At 63.3% G+C, this 11,809-nt stretch carries 14 protein-coding genes; 10 read left to right on the top strand and 4 right to left on the bottom strand.

Features of this window, described 5'->3' with window-relative positions:
- Positions 1–32 precede the first annotated feature (32 nt).
- Positions 33–221, bottom strand: a complete 189-nt coding sequence (locus tag NRB20_RS08055; RefSeq protein ID WP_153409116.1) for a hypothetical protein — start codon at positions 219–221, stop codon at positions 33–35.
- A gap of 411 nt (positions 222–632) precedes the next feature.
- On the bottom strand, positions 633–959 hold the full coding sequence (locus NRB20_RS08060; protein WP_153409118.1) for a hypothetical protein: 327 nt from the start codon (positions 957–959) through the stop codon (positions 633–635).
- A gap of 322 nt (positions 960–1,281) precedes the next feature.
- Here NRB20_RS08060 and NRB20_RS08065 point away from each other — a divergent pair, with 322 nt between their 5' ends.
- The 10 genes from NRB20_RS08065 (at position 1,282) to NRB20_RS08110 (ending at position 10,707) form a co-directional block, all read left to right on the top strand.
- Positions 1,282–2,115, top strand: coding sequence for a helix-turn-helix domain-containing protein (locus NRB20_RS08065; RefSeq protein ID WP_319944699.1), 834 nt, complete (start codon positions 1,282–1,284; stop codon positions 2,113–2,115).
- The gene (locus NRB20_RS08070; RefSeq protein WP_153409122.1) at positions 2,112–2,315 is read left to right on the top strand and encodes a DUF397 domain-containing protein; all 204 of its coding nucleotides are present in this window, start codon (positions 2,112–2,114) and stop codon (positions 2,313–2,315) included. The genes NRB20_RS08065 and NRB20_RS08070 overlap by 4 nt, the downstream gene beginning before the upstream one ends.
- A gap of 152 nt (positions 2,316–2,467) precedes the next feature.
- The gene (locus NRB20_RS39510; protein ID WP_153409124.1) at positions 2,468–2,980 is read left to right on the top strand and encodes a DUF3558 family protein; all 513 of its coding nucleotides are present in this window, start codon (positions 2,468–2,470) and stop codon (positions 2,978–2,980) included.
- 343 nt (positions 2,981–3,323) lie between these two features.
- Positions 3,324–3,830, top strand: a complete 507-nt coding sequence (locus NRB20_RS39515; protein WP_194289760.1) for a DUF3558 domain-containing protein — start codon at positions 3,324–3,326, stop codon at positions 3,828–3,830.
- A gap of 35 nt (positions 3,831–3,865) precedes the next feature.
- Positions 3,866–4,273: a hypothetical protein gene (locus NRB20_RS08085; RefSeq protein ID WP_153409127.1), complete on the top strand. Its 408-nt coding sequence runs from the start codon at positions 3,866–3,868 to the stop codon at positions 4,271–4,273.
- Positions 4,274–4,298: 25 nt separating this feature from the next.
- A complete protein-coding gene (locus NRB20_RS08090; RefSeq protein ID WP_153409128.1) occupies positions 4,299–5,585 on the top strand; it encodes a hypothetical protein in 1,287 nt (428 codons plus the stop codon).
- A 104-nt stretch (positions 5,586–5,689) separates the two neighbouring features.
- Positions 5,690–6,448, top strand: a complete 759-nt coding sequence (locus NRB20_RS08095; RefSeq protein WP_194289761.1) for an ESX secretion-associated protein EspG — start codon at positions 5,690–5,692, stop codon at positions 6,446–6,448.
- Between the two features lie 251 nt (positions 6,449–6,699).
- Positions 6,700–7,857, top strand: coding sequence for a flavodoxin-dependent (E)-4-hydroxy-3-methylbut-2-enyl-diphosphate synthase (ispG, locus tag NRB20_RS08100; RefSeq protein WP_319944615.1), 1,158 nt, complete (start codon positions 6,700–6,702; stop codon positions 7,855–7,857).
- A 78-nt stretch (positions 7,858–7,935) separates the two neighbouring features.
- Entirely contained in the window at positions 7,936–8,799 is an 864-nt protein-coding gene (locus tag NRB20_RS08105) for a GNAT family N-acetyltransferase (protein WP_319944616.1), read from the top strand.
- Between the two features lie 72 nt (positions 8,800–8,871).
- On the top strand, positions 8,872–10,707 hold the full coding sequence (locus tag NRB20_RS08110; RefSeq protein WP_153409134.1) for a penicillin-binding transpeptidase domain-containing protein: 1,836 nt from the start codon (positions 8,872–8,874) through the stop codon (positions 10,705–10,707).
- A gap of 104 nt (positions 10,708–10,811) precedes the next feature.
- Here NRB20_RS08110 and NRB20_RS08115 read toward each other — a convergent pair whose 3' ends face one another.
- On the bottom strand, positions 10,812–10,973 hold the full coding sequence (locus tag NRB20_RS08115) for a hypothetical protein (RefSeq protein ID WP_153409136.1): 162 nt from the start codon (positions 10,971–10,973) through the stop codon (positions 10,812–10,814).
- A 208-nt stretch (positions 10,974–11,181) separates the two neighbouring features.
- Positions 11,182–11,694: a peroxynitrite isomerase gene (locus NRB20_RS08120; RefSeq protein WP_153409138.1), complete on the bottom strand. Its 513-nt coding sequence runs from the start codon at positions 11,692–11,694 to the stop codon at positions 11,182–11,184.
- Positions 11,695–11,809: the final 115 nt, after the last annotated feature.

Below are 11,809 nucleotides of genomic sequence, written 5' to 3' on the forward strand. Positions count from 1 at the left end.
GGGTTTTCGAGATGGTTGGTGGGTGCGGATTGTCATGTGTTGAGCCAGGTTTCGATGTCGTCGAGGGAGTCGGCGGTGTAGATGGGGGTTTGGTCGAGGGCGTCGAGTAGTTGCCAGGTGTAGGGGGTGGGGGTCAGGCGGACGAGGCGGTAGCCCTGGGTGGTGGCGCGGGCGGCCAGGGCTATTGCTCGGACGAGGTGTGGGGGGAATTCGGGGGTCATGGGCGGTGCCAGGGGCGGTAGGAGTCGGGGGTGATGCGGCCTGCGGCGACGAGGGTGGCGAAGGCGGCGCGTTTGCGGGGCAGGTGTGGTCGCGGTGGAGTTGCATGTCGCGGTGGGCGGTGGTGAGGGAGTACGAGGGTGGGGGAGGGCCGCAGGATGAGAGGGTGGGGTAGTTGTGCGAGCAGGGGGATGCGCAACGGTTCGGTTGTAGTCGGGTACCGCAGCTCTTGGAGTGGGGAGATGTTGGGGGACAGCATGTTCGGGGCGAGGTGTCGTGTGATGGGCGACGGGGTGGGTGGGGTCGGTTCGGGCGGGGTGGCGGCCAGAGGCAGCCGAGGGCGAGCAGGACCACCGCGGAGCCGGTGAGGACGGTGACGATGCTCGACAGTTCGTTCCAGGTGGACATCGGGTTCACGGGGTCTCGTCGGGGTTGTCGAGTTCTCGGGCGAGGCGGGTCAGGCCGTCGAGAATTTCTCGGAAGAGTTGGGGGTCGGGAGGATTCGCGGTGGTGGGGAGGGAGAGGTCGCGGCGGCGGGCGCGGGTTCGGAGGGTGGTCAGGGGCGGGACGATGCGGCCGTGGTGGACGAGGGTGGTGTAGGCGACCCATTTCCAGGCGCAATGATCGAGGCGGCAGTGCCGGTGGAGTTGCATCTGGGTGTGGGCGAGGTCGAGCTCGGCGCGGTCGCACACTTCCGACGGGATGACGATGGTTTCGCCGTTTCGGGTGTAGTACAGCATCTTCCGTTTCTTCTGCTCGGTGATCGGTTGTCGACGCGTGAAAACGCAATGCGGAAAAGTGTTGTGGGATCGGCAAAATGGACGGTTGACCGATGGGATTCGGTGGCCGTCAACGCATGCCAGTAAATCATCGAACGGGTACGGTGGGAGGCCACCGTCGGATTTCGTCCGGAGACGGAATCGCTCCATATGGTTTGGAATACTGGAACGTTCCAATTGGGGTGGAGTGCATTGGAATACGTGCGGAACGGTGGTCCCGTAATTGGAAGGGTGGGTGTTTTCAGTGTCTGATGAACCGCACAACAGCAGTCTGCCGCGTCGGGTGCTCGGGCGTCGGCTGCGGGAGTTCCGGGAGGGGCTCAAGATGAGTCGGATGACCGCGGCTCGGTCGTGCGAGATGGGGTCACAGACGTTGTGGCGGTTGGAGACTGGACGTTCCAGTGAGGTGAAGCGGGTGACCGTGAACCTGCTGTGCAACCTGTATGGGGTCGGCGATGAGGACCGTGAGGTGCTGCTGTGGTTGGCGGGCGAGTCACGCAAGGACGGGTGGTGGCAGTCGTTCGTCGGTGGTCTTGCACCGGACGCCGAGTTGTATGTCGGTCTCGAAGGAACAGCCAGTCAACTCGCAACGTGGCAGATGGCGGTTCTGCCTGGGCTGCTTCAGATTCCGGAATATCGGCGGGCGATCTCGGAAGCGCAGGGCGAACCTGATGATATCGACAGTGAGATCCGGTTGCTTGAGAAGAGGCAAGAGCGACTTGCTGATCCGAACTTCACGCTGGTCGCCCTGCTGAACGAGTCGGTGTTGCACCAGAATATTGGAGGCAAGCACGTAATGGCTCGGCAGATGATTCATCTCCTCAAAGTTGGTGAGCTGCCGAATGTTTCAATTCGGGTCGTTCGATCCGATGCTTCCGTGCATTGGGGGCTGTTTGCCAAGGATTTCGTCTTGATGGAATTTCCGGAGCACCTCAACCCAGTACTCACGGAGCCGCCGGTCGTCTATGTGGAGAGTCTTGCAGGTGTGCTCTACCTGGATAAACCGGCTGAAATCGAACTGTATCGGGCCACTCGCGCCGATATCGAGCGAGTAGCCTTGGGAGAGAACGACACTCGCAGCCTTATCGAGGCGATTGAGAAGGAGTACGGATCATGATCATCGACTTGTCGGGTGCACGGTGGTTCAAGAGCAGTCGCAGCATCGGCGGCAAAGACTGCGTCGAGGTAGCTCATCTGAGCGAGGGCATGGTCGGCGTCCGAGACTCGAAGAACCCAACCGGCCCGGCACTGATCTTCACCCCGTCCGACTGGGACACCTTCACCGACCGCCTCGCAAAGGGCACCTTCGATCAGTAACCCGCCCGATTCCCCTGCCCCACACCATTTTCGACCCACATCCCGCAGCCGAGGCCCGATGGTCGCCACAACCACGGCGACCATCGCTCCCACCCCACCGAGTGCTACGTTGAGCGAGCTTCGTTCCGAATGATTCGCGGGGGTTCTTCCATATGCGCACTCTGATAGCACTGGCTGGCCTGTGTGTAGTCCTGGCCACGGCCGGATGCAACAAGACTCAGTCAGGATCGCCATCCTCGTCCTCAACCACGCTCAGCGACTCGGAGCTGTGGGATCCGTGTGCGTTGCCGGACAGTGCTGTCAAAGCAACTGGAGTGGATCCGAGTTCGAAGGATACGAACCCTTTCAGTGGTCCAAGGAGCGGGTGGAAGGGCTGCGCATGGAATAATGACAGCTATTTTTTGAACGTAAATTCGACGTCGCACACCATGGCTGAGGTTCGCGCAAATGCGAGTCTGAAAAATATTCACGACGTGGAGTTAACCGGCCGTCAGGCTGTGAGTTACACGGAGCAAGGTAATGGTTGCGGTGTAGATTTTCCAACCCCGAAAGGGGTGGTAGAGATTATAATTGTGCTAGCGGGTGTGAGTAATCCGTCAGCTGAGAGTGTTTGCCCGGTCGCATTGAAAACTGCAAACTCGCTGAACTCTTCGATTCCCAAGTGAATTCTATCGGCCACGAGGCGTGGTGCGCGTAGATCGTGGTCGAAGTGATCGGAATGCGCACCAGCCGATCACTTTTCGGTCCCGGATGATCAACGCCGAGTTGGAAGCGGTCATCGTCGAAGGCGGTCCGCGGCGTCATCGACCAGACGGGCGTGTCGGTTGCGCGGGTGTCTTCTGCTGTGCGGCATGGCATCTGGCCCGGGAAGTACTGTCCGGTCCGTACGCTCGCAGGCGGTAAGACGCTGGTAGCGGGCGCTGGTCCCGGCTAGTATGACTGAGCAGTCGAGTTGGGGGAGCTGTGTTGCTAAGGTGAGGCGACTTGTTCTCGATGATCGGGGGTTGTATGCGTGCGCTGGCAATAGCGGCTGGCCTGTTCGTAGTGCTGTCGGTGGCTGGATGCAACAAGACGTCGGGATCGGAGACTGCGGCTCCGACCACGCTGGCTGATGCTCAGTTGTGGGACCCATGCAGTCTCTCGGACAGCGCTGTCAAGGCAGCGGGAGTGAATCCGAGCTCGAAGGATACGAACGCGTTCGGTGCACCCCAGGCTGGCTGGAAGGGCTGTGTCTGGAGAAATGATACTTATGTACTGAGTGTTTATTCTACATCGCATACGATAGATGAAGTTCGTTCGAATACGAATTTCAAGAATATTCACGATGTGGATGTGTCCGGTCGTCAAGCGCTGAGTTATACCGAACAAGGGGAGGACTGTGGTGTAGATTTCCCTACATCGAAAGGTGTAGTGGAAATTATAGCTCGCAAGTTGGGCACCGCTGCCACACCTGTCGATGAATGTGCTGTAGCGCTTAGTTCGGCGAACTCTCTGAATTCATCAATTCCAAAGTGAATTCCGCTGACCAGAACGCATGGATGGGATAGAGCATGGCCGATGATAGTAAGATAGACATGAAGCAGATGTTCACCAACTTGACAAGTGGTGCAGCATCGGGACAGCTCATAATCGAAGACGGTGTAGCGAACAAGTGCATTATGATTTGTCAAGAATTTCTGGTGGATCTAGTGCAATTTCAGTACCGCTGCTCTGGATTGACGCACGTCGATGCGTTTGGTTCGCTAAATTCTGCGAAGGCGCTCGGACAGTCATTCAGTGATCTGGGTGATGGTGGCAGTGGAAAGGTTTCAGGATCGCTCAAGGAAGCCATTCAGGCTCGAATTGACGCGATTCAGGAGCTTGAAAAAATGCTTACCACAGCTCGGGATAAATTCATTGCCTCGGACGAGGCTGCAAAAGATAAAATTCGTCAAGCCATGAAAAACATCAACGGCTGACCAGTTCGAAGGGGGATATAGAGCGATGGGTTTCGGCGATTGGTTCAATACTCTTACCGGCCACCAGTTCGACTCTAGCGTCAAACCTACGCAGAGCGAGAAGGACGCTGCGACGAAAGGTGATGCCGGTCGGTCGGCGGCGAACTCGGTCAGTAATACTCTCGGCCAGAATTATCACGGTGAGTACCTACCTCAAACCGTCGCGCAGTTGATGGAAAATTTCGACGGCATGTCGCATGACGAGATAATAAAATATCAGAACAGTATCAATGTTCAGAGTCTCAATACGAGTGTTGACGGTTGGACCAACATCGCCAAGGACCTGGGTTCGAAGTGCGATCTGTTCAAAAATGCGATCGAAGGCCAGCTGAACAACGGCTGGTCCGGCGCAACCGCCGAAGCCGCGAAAACCACTGTCCGCAACTTCGCCGAAGACATGAGCTCGCTGACGAACGCCGCGAACATGGTCGCCAGCAAGATCAACGACGCCACCGTCACTCTCACCCAGGTCAAGAACCAGATTCCCGGTAAGCAGTCGAGCACCAACTCGTCGCTGCTTGGCATTGTGACCAATGTGCTGTCCCCGGGCAGCGTTGTCGCCCACGTCATGACCGATCACGGTCGGTCGAGCAACGCTCAGAATGCTGCCCGCGACGTCATGAACCACGTCTACAAGCAGTACGTCCCGGAAGCCAATACCCAGGTTCCGAAGATGCCGGGCGTATCCCAAACCGACAAGAACGCTGGCGCCACCGGCCCGAGCGGCCCCTCCCAAAGTTCCACCGGCCCGAACACCTACAACTCCACCGGCCACAGCTACGGTTCGGGAACCAGCACGGGCACGAGTACCAGCAACGGCACGAGCACCAACCCGACCAGCACCGGAACCAGCTACAACTCGTACAACAGCACCGGCACTTCGACCAGCCCGTCGAGCCTGAATCTCCCGGACGCGACCTCCGGCCTGAGTTCCAGCTACTCGCCGACCTCGACCGCGGGCTACAGCCCATCGGGTTCCGGCACCGCGGGGACCACCGGCGGGGGCGGGTACAACTCGTCCGGCGGCGGGTTGGGTTCCAGCATTCCGGGCACGACCGCGGGCACCAACACCGCGACGGCCGCCAATGCCTCTGCCGCCAAGAACAATTCGCTCAATGGTCTGGGTGGTATGCCGCATGGCGGTAAGAAGGACGGCGAGGGTGACAGCGAGCACAAGACGCCCGACTACCTCCGAGGGGTATACGAGGAGTTGACCGGTCCCGACCCGAAGCTGCTGCCGGGCGGCGTGATCGGCGGGGACTACACCGAGTGATCGGACCGATCGGAAGATGTTGTGCGGCAACTTGATACAATCACCCGGCTCGCCGATGGGTTCGGCGGGCCGGTAGGCGCGTGACGGGGCGGACGATGAACACTATGGCGAATGCGTGGAAGCTCACCCAGCTCGAGTTTCTCCTCGCGTGGCAGGCGCTGGGGCGCGATCGGATGCCGTACCCGATCGAATACCGTTCCGATGTCGAGGTCCGTGCGGATCTGGATCCCGACTATGCCGCTGCCGCACGGAAACTCGCGGATCTGTCCCAGGACAACGACGATCTGTACCGCGCCCTCGAGACGCTCGCGCAGCCTCGGGCGCACGTGATGGTGTTCGGTGTGCGGCGGGACGGGCGCGATCGCCTGGTCCGCATGCACGCCGGCATCGCCGACGGCCGCAGCTCGCTGCTGGTGCAGGAGCCGGGCGACGAATTCGACACCGTCGGGGATATCCGGGTCTACTCGCACGCGGGCAACGGCGCGATCGGGCGGCTGGTGTCGCTGATGCCGCCGGTGCGGCCGGGTACGGGGCACGGCGTGTCGATCAACCGGCTGGATCTGGACCCGCCCGAGACGTGGAGTGCCGCCGATCGCAACAGCCCGCGCGAGCAGGTGGTGCGTTTCCTGCGGCGGCCGTATCAGACCCGGGTCGAGATCAAGGTGGATCAGGGTCCGGCGCTGGATGGCTGGCAGGAGTCGGGGACCTATTTGCAGGTCGTGGATTTCGTGGACGACGGTCGTTATCTCCTCACTGTCGGTAACCGGCTCGAGGCGAGCCCGTTGACCGCGGACAAGTTGCAGGCGTCGGTGCAGCAGTTGGTCGACCGAATTCTCCAGGAGCAGCGTTCGGCCATGTGGTGATCCGCCGCACTGTGTGTTCGGTCACAGCAGCGTCGGCCGCCGAATCCCGCGCGGCACTGGTCCCGGGGTGAAACCTGTTGCACAGAACCAAGCGTCGCAGGGCGCCGAATACCTGGGTGTACGGCTCAATTCCCTACCGTGGGTCCGATCGGACCGCACTGCATCGAGGCTCACACAGCGCCCGCCAATCCGGCAGCACTAGACTCGGCAACAGATCCGGTGGAGCAGATATGGAAAGTAGGCAGCCGAACGTGACCAGTGCCATCGCATTGGGTATGCCCGCCGCACCAGCGGCGGTCCTGTCACCGCGACGCAAAACGCGCCAGCTGATGGTCGGCACCGTGGGAGTGGGTAGCGATCACCCCATCTCGGTGCAGTCCATGACCACCACCAAAACCCACGACATCAACGCCACCCTGCAGCAGATCGCGCAGCTCACCGCTTCGGGCTGTGACATCGTGCGCGTGGCATGCCCCCGGCAGGAAGATGCCGACGCGCTGGCCACCATCGCCAGCAAATCCAAGATCCCGGTGATCGCCGACATCCACTTCCAGCCGCGCTACATCTTCGCCGCCATCGACGCGGGATGTGCTGCGGTGCGGGTGAATCCGGGCAACATCAAGGAATTCGACGGGCGCGTCGGGGAGGTCGCCAAGGCCGCCGCCGCCGCCGGAATCCCGATCCGCATCGGCGTCAACGCCGGCTCGCTCGACAAGCGGATGCTCGAGAAGTACGGCAAGGCCACCCCCGAGGCGCTGGTCGAATCGGCGCTGTGGGAAGCCTCGCTGTTCGAGGAACACGGGTTCGGCGATATCAAGATCTCGGTCAAGCACAACGATCCGGTGGTCATGGTCGAGGCGTACCGGCAGCTGGCCGCGCAGAGCGACTATCCGCTGCATCTGGGCGTCACCGAGGCCGGTCCGGCGTTCCAGGGCACGATCAAGTCGGCCGTCGCTTTCGGTGCGCTGCTGAGTCAGGGGATCGGTGACACCATCCGTGTCTCGCTGTCCGCGCCGCCCGCCGAGGAGGTCAAGGTCGGGGATCAGATTCTGCAATCGCTGAATCTGCGTCCGCGCAAACTCGAGATCGTGTCCTGCCCGTCGTGCGGGCGCGCGCAGGTCGACGTCTACACCCTCGCCAACGAGGTCAGCGCCGGGCTCGACGGGCTCGAGGTGCCGCTGCGGGTGGCCGTGATGGGTTGCGTCGTCAACGGTCCCGGCGAGGCGCGCGAAGCCGATCTGGGCGTCGCCTCGGGTAACGGCAAGGGCCAGATCTTCGTGAAGGGGCAGGTCATCAAGACCGTTCCGGAACATCAGATCGTGGAAACCCTGATCGAGGAGGCCATGCGGATCGCCGAGGAGATGGGCGAGGATGCCGGTGCGGGTGATCCGGTCGTCACCGTCAGCTGACGGTGACCCGGGCCCACACGCGGTAACGACCTGGGACAAATCTCCGCATCGTCCGGCTGTTCATGGCAGGCTGTGATCGTGCGGAGCGTGCTGGAACCCACTCGACGGAATCGGTTGTCCGGTGCGCGTCAACTTGCCAATCGGGATCTTTCGCGGGTGTTGCAGGTGCTCGATGCCGATCCGGTGGCCTCGTGCATGGTCGTGGCGCGGTTGCAGGAGTACGGCATCGAGACCCGGACCGGGCTCGGCGAGGTCTGGAGTCGGGGTGGGCCCGGTAAGTCGCTGTGCTTCTCCGGGGCGAATCTGATTCCGTTGTGCGGTGGTCGCGGTGATCTGGAGGCGTTCGCCGAACGGGCCGTGCGCTGGCCCCGGGTGTGCTCGTCGCTGGTGGGGCGGCAGGAACTGGCGTTGCCGATGTGGGAGCTGCTGAGCCGGCACTGGGGGCCGCCGCGCGAGGTGCGGTCCGAACAGCCGCTGCTGGCGTTGGACGGGCCGTCGGCGGTGGTCGCGGACGCGAAGGTGCGACGGGTGCGGACCGATGAGCTCGATCGCTATCTGGTCGCGGCGGTCGCGATGTTCACTGAGGAGATCGGCGTGGATCCGCGGGCCGGGGACGGTGGGCGCAGTTATCGGCGGCGGGTGGCGAGTCTGATCCAGTCCGGCCGGGCCTGGGCGCGTTTCGAGGACGGGCAGGTCGTGTACAAGGCCGAGGTCGGGGCGATGTCGCGGCGCACCGGGCAGATCCAGGGGGTGTGGGTGCATCCCGATCGGCGCGGGCAGGGATTCGGCACGCTGGGGACTGCCGCGGTGGCCAATTCGGTGGTGGCGTCGGGGCGGACCGCGAGTCTGTACGTGAACAGCTACAACGAGGTCGCCCGGCGCGCGTACGCGACCATCGGATTCCGGCAGATCGGCACATTCGCCACAATTCTGGTGGACTGACCGGCTCGGAGCGTTCCGGGCTGCCGTGTGTCGCCCCATGGGCGGGGTGCGGGCTGGATACCATTTCACGCGATGGTGACACTGCGAATTCCGCTGTCTCAGGGCAACTGTCGGCTTCCGCGTCGTCGGGCGGCGGCGGTGTTGGCCGCCGTGCTGGTCGCGGCGTCGGCGACCGCGTGCGGGGCCGGATCGCAGGGACCGGTGGCCGCGGCGGCCGATTTCGTCGGCGACTTCGCCCGGCACGATGTGCACGCCGCGGCGGGGCTCACCAATCAGCCGGACAGGGCGGCCACCGCGCTCGCCTCGGCGTGGGACAACCTTGGCGCACAGACGATGTCGGCGCACACCGGTTCCGCGCGGGTCGACGGTGACACCGCCACCGTCGACTACACCTACGAATGGCATCTGGCGAAGAACCGGGTCTGGAGTTATACCGGGCAGTTGCAGATGGGGCGGGTCGACGGGGGTTGGCAGGTGCGGTGGACCGCGTCGGATATCCATCCGCAGCTCGGGGACACCCAGACGATGGCGTTGCGGGAGACGCCCGCGCCGCGCGCCCGGGTCAACGAACGTTCGGGTAGCGATGTGCTGATTCCCGGTGTGGTGCACCGGATTACGTTCACGCTCGCGCAGGCCACCGACGCGGGATACACCACCAATACGCTCGGTTCGGCGCTGCACCGGTTCGACGACACCATCACCGCGAACAGCATCATGGCCGCCGCGCGCGGTGCCGGGGGCGCGTACACCGTCGCGTTGCTGAGCGATGCGGAGTTCACCCAGGTCAGCGGGGATCTGCTCGGACTTCCCGGGGTCACCACCAGCCGGGAGTGGGATATGGTGCCCACCGATCGCGGCTTCGCGCCCGATCTGATCACCCAGGTGCGCAAGACCGTCATCGACGAGGTGGACGGTAAGGACGGCTGGGACGTGGTCACCGTGAACGCCAACGGGGTGGATACCGATGTGTTGAAAGAGGTTGCGCCGCAGCCTGTTCCGTCGTTCGCGTTGAGTCTGGACCGGACCGTGCAGAATGCGGCGCAGCGGGCGGTGGACGGGCGGACCGACAAGACGGTGATGGTGGTCGTGCAGCCGTCCACGGGCGCGATTCTCGCTGTGGCACAGAACGAGTCGGCCGATGCGGACGGTCCGGTCGCGATGTCGGGGTTGTATCCGCCGGGATCGACGTTCAAGACGGTGACCGCGGCGGCGGCGATGGGAGCGGGGGTGGTCACTCCCGATACGGTGCTGCCGTGTCCGGGGCAGATTGTCATCGGGGAGCGGACGATTCCGAACTACGACGGGTTCAGTCTCGGTGATGTGCCGATGTCACAGGCGTACGCGCGGTCCTGCAACACCTCGTTCGCGAAGCTCGGAAGTTCGCTCGCCAGTGACGCGCTCACCACGGCGGCCGCGAAATTCGGTGTGGGACCGGATTATTCGATACCCGGGTTGACCACGGTCTCGGGTTCGGTGCCGCCGACCAACGACCTGACCCAGCGCACCGAGAACAGCATCGGGCAGGGGCGGGTGCTGGTGAGTCCGTTCGGGATGGCGTTGGTCGCCGCCACGGTGGCGCACGGGTCGGCACCCGTGCCGTATCTGTTGTCCGGCCATCCGACCAAGGTGTCCGCCGCTCGTCCCGCCCCCTCGCCGAAGATCATCGCGGGTCTGCGGTTGATGATGCGTCAGGTGGTTCTCGATGGCACCGCCACCCGCATTGCCGATCAGGGGGAGGTCTACGGCAAGACCGGTGAGGCCGAAGTCGACGGTGGTTCGCACTCCTGGTTCATCGGCTACCGGGGCGATATGGCGTGGGCGACGTTGATCGTCAAGGGCGGCAGCTCCGACAACGCGGTCGCCGTCACGCGGGACATGCTCGCCGCGCTGCCCGCCGGCGCGGCCTGAGTTCGTCGCGGTCGGGCTGATCGCCGTGACGTGAACGCGTTGCCGCGAAGGGATCGTCTTGCGGATGGGGCGGGGTGAATTACCTCGAGGGGATTCGGGGGAATTCAGCGTTGGGTCAAGGGTTTCAGGTCGGCGTGGGCTACGGCGGGGGCGGTGTTCTGGTCGGGGGTGGTGGAGCTGACCGAATAGTCGCCGAGGAGTTCGACCGCGCCGGTGCCTGCCAGGATCATGCCCGCCGTGATGACGGCTAGAGTCGACCGCTTCATGGGCCTCTCCCTTATCGATGAGGGGTTCTCCCGTGTGGGCGAAATAAGAGTGAAAGGTTCGAAATTCGTGATCGCCGGTTGTTAGCTGGTCACGAAACGGTAGAACGGGACACTCGGTGCCGACAACCCCCGAATCGGGGACAGAACTGCCGGATTACGCCTCTTTCGCAGGTCAGCGGGCGGGTCTCGATTCGGTCTCGCTTCGGTACTACTCCGCGCGTCGCAGGCTGGCCGCGAGGTGATGCTGTTCCGGCTGGCCGACCGCGGCCATGCGCAGCGTGTAGTCGATGGTGTCGCCGGACACCCGGAACGTGCGGCCCAGGGCGGTGACCAGCTTCGCCGTACTGGTGCGGCCGATCGAGGTGGAACCCATGTCCAGGTGCAGGCCGTCGTCGTCGACCGCGAGGGTGCCCTCGCAGATCTCGGTGATGCCGGTCGGGTGCGCGAGAATCAGCTCGATCCGGTCGCGGCCCGCGCATCGCAGATAGCCGGTCTCGGCGTGCAGCGAGCGGCCGTCGGCGGCGTGCCGGGTGCGCTGGCGGTAGGTGAGGAACGGTCGGCCCACATGCCCGAACTGAATCTCCTCGTCGTAGTCGAAGGAGTCGATGGTCGGGTATTCGCCGTGGCCGGAGCCCCGCCAGACGCCCAGCAGGGGCGCGAGGTGAGCGATGTCCGGGTGCGGCGCGACGGGGGCGTTGGGTTCGAGCACGGCGGTCAGCATAGTGGGCGGCCGAGTGCCAGGCGCGCAGTCACCGTGCTGATTCGTCACAAGGGCCGTACGGGGGCTTGACAGCGGCACGGGGTTGCACGTGTGCAGCGGCAAGCGCTTGCGAGTC

Source organism: Nocardia macrotermitis, assembly GCF_009604405.1.
Lineage (GTDB): Bacteria > Actinomycetota > Actinomycetes > Mycobacteriales > Mycobacteriaceae > Nocardia > Nocardia macrotermitis.